Here is a 16,943-nt window from a genome sequence, read left to right as displayed (position 1 = left end):
CATACAGACAAAAAACCGGGGATGATTGGACCTATCCCCGGTGAATATGTCCGGATGATAGTAGCACTCTGCTTGTACATACTTGAATACCGATTATCCATCCTAACAAATGCAAATCTATGCAATTGAATTATCATGGTAAAGTCCTTTCTATGCCTGGACTTTCCCCAACCAAAATTGCACTTACTATGAGATTGACAATTGTTCTCATGATTGTGGCAACGTTAAAAGTATCTGCGGGTGCTTTTGCGCAAACAGTGTCTGTATCGGTAAAAAATGCGCCGATGGAAGAAGTGTTCACTGCTTTGAAAAAACAAACAGGTTACCTGTTCTTTTACGACAGGGACCTGCTGCGCACCGTTAAACCGGTAACCGTCAAGGCACAAAACACCAGTCTCACCGATTTCCTCACGGAAATATTCAAAGGCCAGCCACTGGATTACACGATCAAAGACAAAACCATTTTCATTAAGAAAAAAGCGCTGCCTGCAGGCAGCAGCAACATCAGCACCTCACCGGAAGCTACCCAGCAACCGGTGACGGGCGTGGTGAAAGATGCCGGGGGCACATTGCTGATAGGCGTCACCGTTAAAGTGAAAGGCACCAACATTGGTACCATCACGGATGAAAACGGGCACTTCTCTCTTGCCGCAGGTCCAGGCGATGAACTGGTGGTGTCTTACGTAGGTTATGAATCACAAACCTTCCGGATAGGTAATTATGGCCCGCTGCAATTGTACCTGAAGCAACAGGCCAGCAGGCTGGATGAAACCGTGGTGATCGGCTACGGCACCACCAGCAAACGCTATAACACCGGTTCCGTTTCCAGCCTGAGCGCAGAAAGTATAGGGTCACAACCGGTAATGGACCCACTGTCTGCTATGCAGGGCAGGGTGGCCGGTATGCTGATCTCTTCTTCCAATGGCTTACCCGGATCCAGCTTTAAAGTACTTATAAGAGGACAAAGCTCGATTGACCAGGATCATAAAAACGACCCGCTCTATGTAATAGATGGTGTGCCTTTTTACTCTGAACCGCTGAACCAGTTCACTTCTGCCAACGGTCAGCAAAGCCCCCTCGCTGCCATCAATCCTTCAGATATTGAACGCATTGATGTGCTGAAAGATGCTGATGCTACCGCTATTTACGGCTCCAGGGGGGCCAATGGTGTAGTACTCATCACCACAAAAAAAGGTAAGTCGGGTAAAACACAGGCTAACTTTAACGTATATACGGGCGCTAACAAAGTGGTGAATACGGTGAAAATGCTGAATACACCGGAGTACATTGCCATGCGTAAGGAGGCCTTTAAAAATGACGGCAAAACCTACGATGATGAAACAGCGCCGGACCTCACACTGTGGGATCAGCAGCATACCACCGACTGGCAGAAATTCATGATCGGCGGTACCGGTCATACTACGGAAGCACAGGGCTCAGTGTCTGCCGGTAATGAGCAAACGCAGTTCCTGTTAAGCGGTACCTATCATAAGGAAACATCGGTAATGCCAGGAAGCCTGGGCTACCAGAGAGGTGCAGGTCATTTTAATTTAAATCACAGCAGTGCCGATGGTAAGTTCAACGTCACTACGTCTGTAAATTATTCTGCCAATAAGGATAATTCACTGGCCAGCGATCTTACCACTTTCTTTAACATGTCTCCCAATTACCCGTTATACGATTCAACGGGTAAATATTACTGGTTCGGTGATCTCCAGAATCCACAGGCTTACCTGCTGCGCCGGTCTGAAATAAATACCAATAACCTGGTGGCCAACAGTACGATCAGGTACACTATCCTGCCGGGGCTAAACCTGAAAACCAGCCTGGGATACAACAAAACCAACATGAAACAGGTGCAGGTATACCCGGATGTTACCTTTAATCCCCTTACTTCCACAGGAAGCATGTCGTATTTCGGTACTTCCGATATTGGCTCTTACATCATTGAGCCACAGGTAGATTATAACAGGACCATCGCCAAGGGCGACTTGAACGTAATGGTAGGTGGTACCTGGCAGCAAACCATCAGCCAGGGACAATCGGTAAAAGCAACCGGCTTCTCCAGCGACGCCTTGCTGGAAGATCAACAGGCCGCCAGTCTTATCACGCCCAATCCATCAATGTATTCCTTCTACCGTTATACTTCTGTTTTCGGAAGGATCAATTATAACTGGGATAGCAAGTATATATTGAATGCCACTTTCCGCCGCGATGGCTCCACCCGCTTTGGCCCGGGTAACCGCTTCGGTAATTTCGGCGCCGTAGGAGCTGCCTGGATCTTTACCAAAGAAGCATTTATGAAAGATGTGCGTTTTCTTAGCTTTGGTAAACTCCGCGCCAGCATAGGCTTAACCGGGAATGATAATATAGGCAATTACCAGTATCTCGATAGCTGGTCTTCAAGCTCCTTTCCATACGGGGGTGTACCGGGATTAACGCCTTCACGCCTGGCCAATCCATTGTACAGATGGGAGGAGAACCGTAAAAAGGAAATCGGGCTGGAACTGGGATTCCTGAACGACAGGATACTCTTCAATACCAACTACTATCATAATATTTCCGGTAATCAACTGGTGGAGGATCAGTTGACACCACAGGTAGGTTTCTCCACCATTACTGCCAACCTTCCTGCGGAAGTGCTTAACAGCGGATGGGAATTTGAAGTGAATACCACCAATATCCAGCGGCCCAACTTTAGCTGGAAGTCATCGTTAAATCTTACCATCAGTAAAAATGAGCTGAAATCATATCCGGGTTTTGAAGGATCTGCTTACAAAGATCTATATGTAGTAGGGCAATCGCTGACTATTGTAAGAGGATACAAATTCCAGGGTATTGATCCTGAAACAGGCCTGGCGCAGTTCTACAGCAACAGCGATGGCACTACCACGAGCCCGGTAGAGTATGACGATTATGAAACACTTGGTAAAACAATGCCGGCACTTTACGGAGGACTGCAGAACAGCTTTACGTATAAAGGATTCAGCCTTGATTTCCTGTTGCAGTTTGTAAAACAGGAAGGTCCGCAGATTGGCTATGGTTACGGAGTTCAGGGTATAGGTACTTTTTCAAACCAGGATCTCCGCGCACTGGACCGCTGGAAGAACAAAGGGGATAACGTTAATGTACCAGGTGCTTCTATTTCTGCAGGAACAGCTAACTACAGGGCCTACAGCTTGTCTACCGCCAACTGGGGCGACGCTTCTTATATCCGCCTGAAAAATATATCAGTGAGATATGACCTGTCGAAATATACCAAACGCTGGAAAGTGAATAACATGAGCGTATACGCCTTAGCGCAAAACCTGCTCACCTTTACCAACTATAAAGGTCTTGATCCTGAAACCCAGGGAATGGTAATGCCGCCATTAAAAGCATATACCATCGGTTTACAGTTTGCTTTATAAAGAATATAAAAAGATTTACCATGAAACGAATTCATATATTTTTAATCGGCGCCCTCCTCCTGGGCAGCAGCTCCTGCAGCAAGTACGTGGATACGCCGTTGCCTAAGAATGAGCTGGTATCCGGCCTGGTGTTTACGGATGATAAAACGGCTACTGCCGCGGTTACCGGTTTATACAGTAACATGTATTCATTCAATTACCAGTTTGCCAATGTGCTGATCAATTACCTCACCGCCATGCAGGCGGATGACATGGCCTACTATTCCACCTTTGCCAACTATGATGTTTTTAAAGAGAACAGGTTATTGCCCAGCAGCCAGTATGTGCAAAGCATGTTTGCTGATCTTTACAGTTATATCTACCAGATGAACGCCTGTGTGGAAGGGCTTTCCACGGCAACCGCATTAACACCGGCCGTAAAGAACCAGTTACTGGGCGAGTCGCACTTCATGCGGGCTTTCTGCTATTTCTATTTAGTAAATATGTATGGAGATGTGCCCCTGATCACCGGCACAGATTATAAAGAAAATGGGGTGAAACCCCGTGCTCCGCGCGCGGATGTCTATAATGCCATTATTGCTGATCTGAAAGCGGCAGTGGAATTAATGGGAGATGATTATCCTGTTGCAGGGCAGCATACGCGCCCTGATAAAGCAGTGGCTAATGCCTTACTGGCAAGGGCATATCTTTATAACCAGAACTGGGCCCTGGCTGAAACCACGGCATCTTTGGTGATCAATGACAACCATTATTCACTGGTAACAGACCTGAACAAGGTATTCCTGGCAAACAGCAATGAAGCTATCTGGCAGTTACAGCCTACCAATGTGCTCGGAGGCCGCAATACCTGGGAAGGATTTACTTCTACACCGGCTATTAACCCCGCTACCGGCCTGTTTGGTACAGCGGTGTTCAGGCTGGATACTACCAACCTGATCAAAAAATATGAACCGAACGACCTGCGCCTGGCCAACTGGATCGCTTCCAACAAAACCACTGCCGGCGTCACTGTTTATTTCCCTTACAAATACAAAATAAGAACAAGCACCAGCGGCGTCAGTGAATACTCTATGGTGATGCGTTTGGCGGAACAATATCTCATCCGTGCGGAAGCCCGCATACAGCAGGGTAAACTGGACGACGGCCGCAGCGACCTGGATGCTATCCGCCACCGTGCAGGCCTGCCCAACCTTTCCACATCGCTCACACAGCCCGCCCTGTTACTGGCTGTGGAGCAGGAACGCAAGGTGGAATTGTTCGCAGAATGGGGCCACCGCTGGTTTGACCTGAAGCGCACTAAACGCGCAGACGCCGTGCTGGGCCCCATTAAAGGTGCCAACTGGCAACCAACGGATACACTGTACCCGATTCCTTCAGACGCCATCAGAACCAATGCTAACCTTACCCAGAACGAAGGGTACAAATAACCGGTAATGAAAAAATTAACTATCATACTTTTAGTGGCTGTTATGGCAGCCACTAAAATATATGCCCAGCAACGGGTAGTGATCAGCCCGGAATTTCCGGAACGGGGGCAAACCGTGACTATCACATATGACCCGTCGGCGCCCGGAGCAGGTATTCCGCCCGGTGCCGGCGTGGTAACGCTCGTGTTTTCCTATTCCAATTTTTATAATCTCGCATGGCGGATGAATATGCAGCGAACCGGCAACAAATGGACTACCTCCTTTAAGCTGGCCAACTATACCACCTTCGCCACCTTCTACCTGGAAAGCGGCGAGGCCGTAGATAAACCGGCAAAAGACCGGCACTACGAAATAGGCGTATATAAAAACAAAGTGCCGGTGCAGGATATGTCGCTTTACAAGGCTTACAGTCTTAGTGCACAGATGGGTAAATCGCCTTTGCTGGCAGATAAACAGGCCGCGCTCTATAAAGAAGAACTGAAACGCTACCCTGACAACTATGAAGCTAAGCTGCGACTGCTTACCTATCAAATAAACAAAGCCGCTGCTGCGAAAGAGAAAGAGCGGCTCCGGGAACAGGCGTACCAGGTGATTGCCAATAAGTTCAACAGCGCGCCTACGGTGGCCGGTAATATGAACAAGGTAACAATGGGCTATCTGATCATTGGCGAAAACTCCCGGCTGGACTCTATTCGCCGCGTAGTAGTGGAACGTTACCCCGAATCTGCACTGGGCCGTGATATCAGGACAGGCGTAATAGCCAGGGGCAAAGACACTGCCCGGCAGATCGTTTTTTTTGAAGAAGAGCTAAAAAAAGAAACCCCGGAAAACAAGGAGTCCTTTACAGAAATACATGATGTGCTGTTCCGGTATTACGCCGCAAAAAAAGACAGCGGCAAAGCATTGTACCATGCCCGTTTTATGACCACGGAAAAGGAAAACCCCTACAGGGCGACCACCTGGCAGCAGATTGCGCAAACATTGCTGGATAACAGCCTTGCACTGGACAGCGCACGCGCTTATGCCCAACGGGCGTTGGATAGCGTGCGCAGCTACCCCGTAGGCGTGATCCGTCATTTCCCGGAAACCGGGTACATTTACCCTTTTGCAGACGACAGTACCCGGGAAGCCGTATTTAATAAGGCCAGCAGGCATCTGTTGTCCATGCTTGGCCTGATAGATATGAAACAGGGCCGCTATGCCGCAGGGGATAAGCATATGGAGCAGGCGGTAGATTACTATGCAGATAAAGAAACACTGGACAACGCGGAGGCCTATTACCGGCAAACCAACAATGTTGCGAAACTGGGCCAGCTGCAGGAGTTCCGGAAAAAAATGCTGATAGAAAAAGTAAAGAAACAACGGATCAACCGCCCGGCGCCGCCGCTGAATTCCTTCGTGGACATGAAAGGAAAACCAGTACCCGCCGCATCTCTCAAAGGTAAGATCGTGGTGATTGATTTCTGGGCCACCTGGTGCGTGCCCTGCATGCAGGAAATGCCCTATCTCCAGCATTTATATGATCAGTATAAACAAAACCCGGACATCGTATTTATGATCGCCAACAGCGGCGCCCGGAACACATTGGCAGATGCACAGGGCTGGAGCGGGAACAAAAAGTATACCTTCCCGGTGTATTATAACACTGATCCCGCTATTGGGGATAAGTTCAAATTTAATATCATCCCCGCTTCCTATCTTATCAACAAAGAAGGTAATATTATTTTCAGCAACATTGGTTTCGAAGGACCGGAAGTAGAGGAGAAGTTAAAACAACAGCTGGAGATCCTGTTACACGAATAAATACTTAAACAGCCACCATTAAATACTTAAGTAGTCACCATAACCAGCCGGGAAGAATCCCGGAAATTTGTCTTATCAAAAAAATAAAACAAAATGGCAACAAAAAACAAAATAGCCCTGGTTACTGGTGGCAGTCGCGGATTAGGCAGGAATATGTCTCTACAGCTTGCTAAAAGCGGGCATGATATCATCCTCACTTATAAAAGTAACCAGGAGGAAGCAAACAAAGTAGTTGCAGAAATTCAGGCTCTGGGACAAAAGGCGATCGCGTATAAGCTGGATACCGCCGATACCAAAGCATTCGACGGGTTTTTGGCAGAAGTGGCAGCGCATCTCCGGGAAAATACAGGCGAGGGTAAATTTGATTTCCTGGTAAACAATGCGGGCATCGACAGAAGCTCCCTGATCCCCCATACTACTGAAGAGGATTTCGATGAACTGTACCATGTGCATTTAAAAGGCGTATACTTCCTTACGCAGAAAGCATTGCCTTTTATTAATGATAATGGGCGTATCATTAACCTGTCTACCGGCCTGGCAAGGTTTACCACACCCGGCTACGCAGCTTACGCTTCCATGAAAGGCGCCATAGAAGTATTTACCAGGTACCTGGCCAAAGAAGTGGGCGCACGCGGTATCACTGCCAACGTGGTAGCCCCGGGTATCATTGAAACGGATTTTACAAAAGCCACTTTTGAACATGCACCACAGGCAATATCCTACATTACGGCGCATACTGCGCTGGGACGTACCGGCTTACCGGATGATATTGGCGGCATAGTGGCATTCCTGTGCACGGAGGAAGCGCGCTGGATCACTGCCCAGCGAATCGAAGCCTCCGGGGGCATGTTCCTGTAACGGTATGGACGGCCCCCTGCCATTGAAAAAGCCATGACCGTTATCGGACACTCCCTGTATTAAAACCGGGCAGCAGCTGGAGGGGGATTGAAACTAAAATGCTGATTATCATTAGACATTGTTTCCGGCATTCAATTAGAGCGCCTGTATTTATGTTTAAGAATTACTTCAACATTGCACTCAGGAACCTTTGGAGAAACAAAGGTTTTTCAGCCATCACTATATTCGGGCTCGCCATAGGCATTACCACGTGCCTGCTCATCACTTTATTTGTTACAGATGAACTGAGCTACGACCGGTTCAACAAAAAAGCCGGCCGCGTTTACCGTATAGACGCCGACTTTTTTGTAAATGGCAATGCTTTCAGGGAAAGATTTACCCCCAGCCAGCTGGCCCCGGTATTACAACGGGAATACCCCAACGTAGAAAGTTATGTGCGGTTTATCCACCAGGGGAATATACTGGTAAAAAAAGGCGCTGCCACGCTGATAGAGCACAATGCCAGCTTTGCAGACTCCACGCTGTTTGATGTGTTCAGCCTGGAAATGATCAGCGGGGACCCTAAAACTGCGCTCACGCAGCCACATACCATGGTCATCTCCGAGCGCATGGCCCTGAAATATTTCAACAGCACGGATGTAGTTGGCAAAACATTGCAAACAGATAATGTTAGTACCTACCAGATCAGCGGTGTGATCAAAGACATGCCGGAGCAGTCGCACCTGCATTTTGATTTTGTGCGCGCTATGTCCGAACTGCCGGAAAGCCGGGAAAGCGGCGGCTGGATGTCCGACAACTACACCACCTATGTACTGATGCGCGAAGGCGCTACCGGCGCACAACTCCAGAGCTATGTGGATGCCGTTACCAAAAAGTATATGGAAGGGCCGTTGCAGAAAATGACAGGAAGCAACTTTGCAGACCTGAAAAGATCGGGTGGCCATTTCGGGTATAATGTAATGCCGCTCACCAGGATCCATTTGTATTCCTCACTGGCCGATGAAGTGGAGCCTTCCGGTAACATCCAGTATGTATATATCTTTATTGCGGTTGCGGTGATCATCCTGCTCATCGCCTGTGTAAATTTTATGAACCTGTCTACCGCCCGCTCCGCAGGCCGTGCAAAAGAAGTAGGCGTACGGAAAGTGCTTGGCTCCCAGCGCGGATCTTTGATATTCCAGTTCCTTACAGAATCCATATTAACCAGCTTCTTTGCACTGGTCCTGGCGCTGGTCCTGGCTGTGTTGCTGCTGCCCTATCTCAACCAGTTATCGGGTAAGCATATTGTGCTGAAAACCGGTTACCTGTTGTGGCTGTTGCCTTTCCTGTTGCTTACCGCCGGGGTGATAGGTTTACTGGCAGGCAGCTATCCCGCTTTTTTCCTTTCTGCCTTTGAGCCAATCAAAGTACTGAAAGGCAAGCTGAATGGCGGTTTCAGGAACAGCTGGCTGCGGAACAGCCTGGTGGTGTTCCAGTTTGCTTCCGCTATTTTGCTTATTGTAGGCACCCTGGTGATCAACAGCCAGCTGAATTATATCCGGAATAAGAAGCTGGGGTACAACCGGGAGCAGGTGCTCATTGTGGGCAATACCTCCTCGCTTTGGATCCATGCCCCCAACTTTAAGAAAGAAGTGCTTGCCATACCGGGCGTGGAATCCGGCACCATGACCGCCTCTTTGCCTACCGATATGAGCCTTAATACCAACATCTATTCAAAAGATGCCGCCCACAGCGCGGGCCAGGTAACAGGCGTGCCTGATTGGTACGTGGATGCCGACTACATTCAAACCATGGGCATGCAAATGGTGAGCGGCCGCAATTTCTCACCGGATATGCCTTCAGATACCTTTGCGGTACTGCTTAATGAAACTGCCGCGCGCTTGTTTGGCTTCAGTAACCTGGAAGAGAAATACCTTTATAGTGGAGAAAACAAGCCATTGAAAGTAATTGGCATTGTGAAAGACTTTAACGCCGGCAGTTTGAGGAATAAGATACCTCCCATCGTGTTCCGGCTGCAATCAAACCCGCGCTCAATGGCGTTTCGCATTCATACTGCCGACATACAGGGGCTCATCGGGAAAATAAAAAGCGCCTATGAAGCACAGCCGGGTATGAGCGGGCAGCCATTTGTGTATTCATTCCTCGATGATGATTTCAACCGCCTGTATATTGCGGAGCAACGTACCGGGAAGATCTTCATTACGTTCGCCATACTGGCAGTAGTGATCGCCTCCCTGGGCTTATTTGGGTTAATTACTTATGCAGCGGAACAACGCACAAGGGAAATAGGGATCCGCAAGGTACTGGGCGCTTCTGTGCCGGGTATTGTGGCTATGCTGTCGAAAGATTTCCTGAAACTGGTGCTGGCCGCCATTTTGATTGCTAGTCCGCTGGCCTGGTATATGATGAGCCGCTGGCTGCAGAATTTTGCTTACCAGGTAAAGATCAGCTGGACCTTGTTTGTGATAGCCGCGTTTATTGCTATTGTCATCACCCTTTTAACGGTGAGTTACCGGGCTATCCGGGCCGCCACTGCAAACCCCGTAAATAGCCTTAAAGCAGAATAATTAATTGGCGAGGGGGAGTTCCAGGTAAAAGGAACTTCCCCCTCCGCTGTTATTCTCGAACCAGATCTGCCCTTGTTGCGCTATCGTATACTCCTTACAGAGATACAGCCCCAGGCCAATACCCTTTTCATTATCTGTACCAAAAGTGGAGCGTACTTTCAGGGAAAAAATATCCTGCTGACTGGAAAGGTCAATACCCAGGCCGCTGTCCCTTACTTCAATCAGGCATTTATCGCCCGTTTTACTGGTTTTTATAAAAATAGTTCCGCCGGCAGGAGTGAACTTGGCCGCATTACCCAGCAGGTTACGCACAATCAGTTGCAGCATATTGATATCAGCCATCACTTTGATGGAAGCATCTATATTGATATCAAGGCTGATCCTTTTTTTGGATACCGCCATTTTGTTGATCTTCAGGATAGGATGTATAGCGGCGGCTACATCTACGGGAGTGAGGTTCACATGAAGACCATCCATTTGCGTTTTGGACCATATTAATATATTATACAGCATTTCCTGTGTGCTGTTCACTACGTATAGCAATTCCGTTTCTATCTGGGCTTTATCTTCTGTGTTCAGTTCCACTTCCCGTACCAGCTGCAGGTAGGATTGTATAGCTGCCAGCGGGTTGCGCAGGTCGTGGGAGATGAGTGAAAACAGCTTACTCTTTTCTGTATTCATTATCTCGAGGGAGCGGGTTTTTTCTTCCCCTCTCAGTTTTTCATTGTTATAGGCATTTTTCAGGTAGATGGTACCCACAAAAATAACCCCCACACAAATGATATAGGTGGGAGTCATATCCGCAAAAATATCTTTCCTGGTTTTATACACTTCATTTACCGACTCCGGGTAATAATATTCCCAGGCAATAAGCCCCAGCACAATAACGAGGTTCAGCACCAGCCACCAGTAGTATTGTTTCCGCGGGGAAATGAGCATGATCAGGAAAAACGCCAGGGTAAAGGATAACAGCGATGCGCCCTGTATCCCTCCGCTGTAGAAATAATTAATGGCAAACATCACGTTGCTCACGATTGCAGCCAGGATAACGCTCTCGTTTACCTTCTTCCGGTGTCTCGACAAAAAATAAATAAACGAAAATGCAGGCGTTAGCAGGGCAAAAATAACAGAGGTAGCAGTAAGACCGGTAATATAATTATATGGTATATTAATAATAATGATAAAAAGGGAAATAGCGCAGATGGCATTGAAAATACGGTTTTCCAGGGAGAACTGCCGGGCGTCTCCAATAAGGAAGTGTGAGAATTGTTTCAGCCGTTGGGATAATGTGGTGGTTCCGTTTGTTGACATGTTACTAATTTAAGCAAAAACAACTGCTATTCGCAGCGAAAATGCCGGGCTCAGGATAAGGCATATGGCTGTAATGTCATGATTTTTTTCGGTTTTCTATACTATCCGCTTAATTTTTAAAAAAGAAAGAAGTAGCACGTATCTCTCCGCATGTTTGCCCTGCTTTTTGCTAAATGCATTTTACAAAAGCGGGAAAGCTAAAATAATTATCATTAATTTTCGGTGGCGGGAAAGGTTATGAGGTATTCACCCACTTCTAATATGCGCAAAAAATGATGAGTGATGGAGATTTGTTACAGCTTATAAAGAAAGATGATACAGCTGCGTTTGAATCTATCTACGATAAATATTGGCAGGCCCTTTATTTAAAGGCTTGCCAGCGTGTGGATAAAGATGAGGCGAAAGACATGGTGCAGGAGGTAATGATTTCCCTTTGGAAAAGGAGGAACGATATACGGGTAGGGCAGGAGGGCGACCTGGGGCGGTACCTTTTCACCGCTATCAGGTACCGGGTGATCAGTCATTATGCTTTCAGCGCCGCAGAAATTAAAAAAGCAGATTTCTTCGATACCTTTAACGACTATATTACCTCGGATACCCTGGAAACCAAAGAGCTGAAAGCCCGCATTGAAGCCGAGATCGGCAGGCTGCCGGCCAGGATGCAACAGATCTTCCGCCTGAGCCGGGAGGATGATTATACCATTGCCGATATTGCCAAAGCACTTAATATTTCAGAGCAAACCGTGAAGAACCAGTTGACAGATGCCTTAAAACGCCTCCGTACTTCATTGAAAGCCTCTTCTACCAGCGACTGGACGTTGGTATTGATATACCTCTTTTCCCAATTGCATCAGCAGCAGTAGCAACGTGCCGGCACACCCGGCCGGCGACGCTGTTCTTTCCCTTTTGTTACCCGGATACTATGCCTTCATAATAGCAGTATCCATATTTACGGAACGCTCATACCTGTATGATCCATTGGATGGAACCGGCCATTATTTATACCCTATACCCCTGTTGCGGAATTTCAACCGTTCCCCGGAGTAGAAATTTTTTTTACCCGGACTAGTACCGGATATTATTTTTTGAGATAACTAATAAAATCGCGCGTTGTGGAAGTCAGTAAAATCAGGCAGCTTTTTAAGAAGTATATGCTGGGGAAAGGCTCCGGCCAGGAAAACCAATTGGTAGAACAATGGTACCAGTTGTTCGATGCAACACCGTTACCCGAAATGGATGAGGCAGAGCAGGAACACATAAAACGCGAAATATGGGGAAATATCCAGCCGCAAATTGAAGTCGCTAAAACGTTTTATCTTACCCGTGGCTGGAAAAGGGCTGCAGCGGCAGTGTTGCTGCTGGCAGGCGCCGGCGCAGGCTGGTACCTGCTGGGCCACCGCGCTTCTACCTCCTGGACCACCTACGCTACCCGTAATGGTGAAAGAAAAACCATTCACCTCAATGATGGTTCCGTAGTAATGCTCAATGCCGGTTCCACTATCCGTATACCCGCTAACCTCTCCAAAGAAAGAAAACTAGAACTGGTAGACGGCGAGGCCTTCTTCGATGTTATTTCCAATCCCGATGTACCGTTTATCGTGGAAAGCGGCCCGCTCCAAACCACCGTACTTGGCACCGCTTTCAACATCGCCGCCTATAAGGAGGTACACACGCTCAGCATTGGAGTAGTGTCCGGTAAAGTAAGCGTGGCTGGAAAGGCAACGCCTCCGCACATCCTGGAGCACAACCAGGAACTGGTGTATAACAGGGATAACGGCCAGGTAAGAGTTTCCCCGGCAGATGAACAGCTGACCGGATGGAAGGAAGGCAGGCTCGTTTTCAACGACGTTAACTTCCACGATATGGTAGTGCTCATGGAAAAGAACTTCGGCATCACCATCACCACCACACAGGAACATGTAAGGAACACCAGGTATACCACGGAATTGCCAACAGATATGGAGCCCGCAAAAGCAGCACAGGTGCTGGCGGCCATCCACCATCTGAAAGTACGCACGATCAATCAGCACACTGTTATTTACGAATAATAAACAATGTATCACCAAAGCTAATCGCTAAAAAACAACTACGTAATGCCACGTAAATGGAACCTTTTGTTAATGCTAACAATTAATGCCTAACCACGTATGAAGAAAATTGTAAAAAATTTCAGAAAACGAATGCTTGCAGTCGTTTTAAGCCTCACCTGTGTCCCTGCCATACTGCCGGTATACGCCGGCCAGGGGCAAATCCTGCAGGAAACCAGCGTCACTATCGCCCTGAAAAGCGGCAGCCTGGAATCCGCCATCAGGGACCTGCACCGCCACACCAAAATTAACTTTGCCTACGACAGGCAGCTGCTCAGCGGCTACAAAGTAGAGGGCTGCTCTTTTTCCAACGAAAGGCTGGACTATGTACTGGAAAAATTACTGCAGCATAAATCCCTGGGCTATGCAGAAGTAAATAATATTGTAGTGATCAGCAAGCTCGCGTCTCCCAAAGCAGCTCCCGCCCGCCAGGAAGTAGTGGTATCCGGTGTGATCAAAGATGAAAACGGCCATCCCCTCCCCGGTGTGAGCGTTGCAGTAAGAGGCGTAAGCACCATGACCACCACGGATGCCAATGGCCGGTACAAGATCATTGTGAATGCCGCCACCGATGTATTGGCCTTCAGCTTTATTGGTTATGAAACCGCAGAAGTGGTAGCCGGCAGTCAGACGACCATCAACGTACAATTGAAAGTAGCCAGCAAATCGCTTGGCGAAGTAGCCGTAGTGGGCTTCGGTACCCAGCGTAAAGTAAGCCTGGTAGGCGCCCAGTCCACCATCCGCCCGGCGGAGTTCAAACAACCGGCATCGGATATCTCTTCCATGCTGGCCGGCCGCATTGCAGGGGTAATAGGCGTACAGCGCACCGGCGAACCCGGTAAAGGCAGCGCCGATATCTGGATCCGTGGTATCTCTACCTTTGGTGGCGGTAACAAAGCTACCCCGCTCATCCTCGTGGATGGCGTGGAAAGATCTATCAACAACATCTCCCCGGAAGATATAGAATCCTTCACTATCCTGAAAGATGCCGCCGGTACGGCAGTATATGGAGTGCGTGGCGCCAATGGCGTTATTATCCTGAAAACAAAAACAGGAAAGGTAGGTAAGCCGCAAATTTATTTCGACTATAACGAAGGCGTTAACTCCTTTACAAAAAGGCCGGAAATGCTGGATGGCGTTACCTATATGAACCTGGCTAACGAAGCTTCCACCACCCGTAACCATAACCCGGTGTTCTCCGAAGAAACCATTGAGAAAACAAAAAACAATACAGACCCGCTCCTGTATCCAAATGTAAACTGGATGGACGCCGTGTTCAATAAATATGGCCATACCCGCAGCGCCAACCTGAACGCCAGCGGCGGTGTGGAAAATGCCCAATATTATGTATCCCTTGGTTATTACAATGAAAGCGGCTTCCTGAAAACAGATGACCTGGAGAAGTACAATTCTTCCTTAAAATACAATCGCTATAATTTTACATCCAACTTAAACCTGAAAGTAACTAAATCCACAAAACTTGATGTGGGTTTACAAGGCTACTTCTCCAATGGTAATTACCCGGGTATCAATACCCACGATATTTTCCAGAGCGCAATGGATGCTTCTCCGGTGGTATACCCAGTGATGTACCCGGGTGGATTTGTTCCGGGACGCTCTGCCAACGGCGGTTTCAGGAATCCCTATGCGGATCTTACCCGCCGCGGGTACCGCAACGAATTCAGGAACCAGCTCTATTCCAACATCCGCGCTACACAGGACCTGAAATCCATTACGGAAGGACTATCCGCTACCGCGATGTTCGCATTCGACGTGTTTAACCAGAACTATATCACCCGTTCCAAGCGTGAGGATACCTGGTTCCCGGATATGAACAATCCCTACAAACCTGATGGTACGCTCAACCTGCTGAAAACATTTACCGGTAACCAGTACCTCGGGTTTGATAAAAATGACGGCGACCGACAGACCACCCGGCAGTTTTATACGGAAGCAGCTATCAATTACGACCGCGCTTTCGGCAAACACCGCGTAACCGGTTTGGGCCTGTTCTATACCAGCGATAAAACCAATACGCTGGCGGGCGATTTCATCAACTCCATCCCGGAAAGATACCTGGGCCTGGCAGGTAAAGCAGCCTATTCATACGATGACCGCTACTTCATGGAGTTCAACTTCGGGTATAACGGCTCCGAATTGTTTGCACCTGAAAACCGCTACGGTTTTTTCCCGGCTATAGGCCTTGCCTGGGTGCCTTCCAATGAACGCTTTTTTGAACCATTCAAAAATGCCATCTCTTTCCTGAAATTCCGTTACTCCAACGGTAATACCGGTCTTGGTAGCGCAGAAGAACGCTTCCTGTACATCACCAAACTAAACGATAACGATCGCGGCTATACGTTTGGCAAAGGATTTAATGAAGGGAAAGGCATCAGCATCAGCCGTTATGCATCAGACGTAAGATGGTCTGTTTCCAACAAACAGGACCTGGGTATAGAATTACGCACGCTGAACGATCGCCTCCTTGTTAATGTGGATGTGTTTAAGGAGCATCGTACCGGCATCTTTCTGCAACGCGCTTCCAACGTGGATTTTATGGGCCTTGATAACCAGCAGTACGGTAACCTCGGCGCTGTGGAGAACAAAGGGCTGGATGCCAACCTGGAGTACAATACCCGCATAGGAAATGTGGAACTGTCTGTACGCGGTAATATCACCTGGAACCAGGATAAGGTATTGGAAGATGACCGGCCGCCGCAGCTGTATCCATGGATGGAGCACCGCGGCAATAACATCCTGGCGCGTTATGGCTACATCGCAGAAGGATTGTTTACCGACCAGGCTGAAATTGATAAAAGTGCAGTACCGGGCTCCCGCTCACAGTTGAAGCCGGGCGATATCAAATACAAGGATCTGAACGGCGATGGTAAGATCAACTCTTCCGATGTAACAAAGATCGGTCGCGGCGATGTGCCGGCAATGGTATATGGCTTCGGCTTAAATCTCGCTTACAAGGGATTTAACATAGGCTTCCTCTTCCAGGGTATCTCTGATGCCGACCGTATGCTGCAGGGCAGCGCCATCATTCCGTTCAATGGCGGCGGAGGCGAAAGCAATGCCTATAGCATCGCTACCGACAGGTGGACGCCTGAAAATCCAAGACAGGACGCGTTTTATCCACGCCTGGCATACGGCGAAGCAGAAAACGTGAACAATACACAGGCAAGCAGCTGGTGGGTGAAAGACGTGAGCTTTATCCGCCTTAAATCCGCGCAGATAGCCTACAACCTGCCCTCCAGCCTGTTGCAGCGCATTGGGGTAAGGAATTCATCTGTTTACCTGCAGGGCATCAACCTCCTTACTTTCAGCAAGTTTAAACTGTGGGATCCAGAACTGAATACCGACAATGGCTCCAGCTATCCAAACGTAAGAACTATTTCGCTGGGCGTAAACCTGAAATTTTAATCCTGTAAGCACTGATCATGAAACCGCGCATATATAATTTCCCCACACAGGGAC

General features: G+C 48.2%; 9 protein-coding genes. 8 read left to right on the top strand and 1 reads right to left on the bottom strand.

The window, feature by feature from the left end; translation table 11 throughout:
* Nucleotides 1-188 precede the first annotated feature (188 nt).
* The 5 genes from FN124_RS00875 to FN124_RS00855 all read left to right on the top strand — a co-directional run bounded on the left by FN124_RS00875 (nucleotide 189) and on the right by FN124_RS00855 (nucleotide 10,065).
* Entirely contained in the window at nucleotides 189-3,410 is a 3,222-nt protein-coding gene (locus FN124_RS00875; RefSeq protein WP_185937044.1) for a TonB-dependent receptor, read from the top strand.
* Between the two features lie 20 nt (nucleotides 3,411-3,430).
* Nucleotides 3,431-4,837, top strand: coding sequence for a RagB/SusD family nutrient uptake outer membrane protein (locus FN124_RS00870; protein WP_142682911.1), 1,407 nt, complete (start codon nucleotides 3,431-3,433; stop codon nucleotides 4,835-4,837).
* Between the two features lie 6 nt (nucleotides 4,838-4,843).
* Nucleotides 4,844-6,640, top strand: a complete 1,797-nt coding sequence (locus FN124_RS00865; protein WP_142682910.1) for a TlpA disulfide reductase family protein — start codon at nucleotides 4,844-4,846, stop codon at nucleotides 6,638-6,640.
* 93 nt (nucleotides 6,641-6,733) lie between these two features.
* Nucleotides 6,734-7,498 carry an SDR family oxidoreductase gene (locus FN124_RS00860; RefSeq protein ID WP_142682909.1) on the top strand — a complete coding sequence of 255 codons (765 nt, stop codon included), beginning with the start codon at nucleotides 6,734-6,736 and terminating at the stop codon, nucleotides 7,496-7,498.
* 152 nt (nucleotides 7,499-7,650) lie between these two features.
* The gene (locus FN124_RS00855; RefSeq protein ID WP_142682908.1) at nucleotides 7,651-10,065 is read left to right on the top strand and encodes an ABC transporter permease; all 2,415 of its coding nucleotides are present in this window, start codon (nucleotides 7,651-7,653) and stop codon (nucleotides 10,063-10,065) included.
* Here FN124_RS00855 and FN124_RS00850 read toward each other — a convergent pair whose 3' ends face one another.
* On the bottom strand, nucleotides 10,066-11,376 hold the full coding sequence (locus tag FN124_RS00850; protein WP_142682907.1) for a sensor histidine kinase: 1,311 nt from the start codon (nucleotides 11,374-11,376) through the stop codon (nucleotides 10,066-10,068).
* Nucleotides 11,377-11,651: 275 nt separating this feature from the next.
* On the opposite strand from FN124_RS00850, the gene FN124_RS00845 reads away from it, so the two are divergent.
* The 3 genes from FN124_RS00845 (at nucleotide 11,652) to FN124_RS00835 (ending at nucleotide 16,889) form a co-directional block, all read left to right on the top strand.
* A complete protein-coding gene (locus FN124_RS00845) occupies nucleotides 11,652-12,239 on the top strand; it encodes an RNA polymerase sigma factor (protein WP_260607291.1) in 588 nt (195 codons plus the stop codon).
* A gap of 249 nt (nucleotides 12,240-12,488) precedes the next feature.
* On the top strand, nucleotides 12,489-13,424 hold the full coding sequence (locus tag FN124_RS00840; RefSeq protein WP_142682905.1) for a FecR family protein: 936 nt from the start codon (nucleotides 12,489-12,491) through the stop codon (nucleotides 13,422-13,424).
* 132 nt (nucleotides 13,425-13,556) lie between these two features.
* Nucleotides 13,557-16,889: a SusC/RagA family TonB-linked outer membrane protein gene (locus FN124_RS00835; protein WP_260607290.1), complete on the top strand. Its 3,333-nt coding sequence runs from the start codon at nucleotides 13,557-13,559 to the stop codon at nucleotides 16,887-16,889.
* The last annotated feature ends 54 nt before the right edge of the window (nucleotides 16,890-16,943 follow it).

It is taken from the genome of Chitinophaga polysaccharea, from assembly GCF_902150045.1.
Taxonomy (GTDB): Bacteria; Bacteroidota; Bacteroidia; order Chitinophagales; family Chitinophagaceae; genus Chitinophaga; species Chitinophaga polysaccharea_A.
The sequence above is the reverse complement of the archived record's forward strand: the minus strand, read 5'-3'. Positions and strand labels throughout refer to the sequence as shown.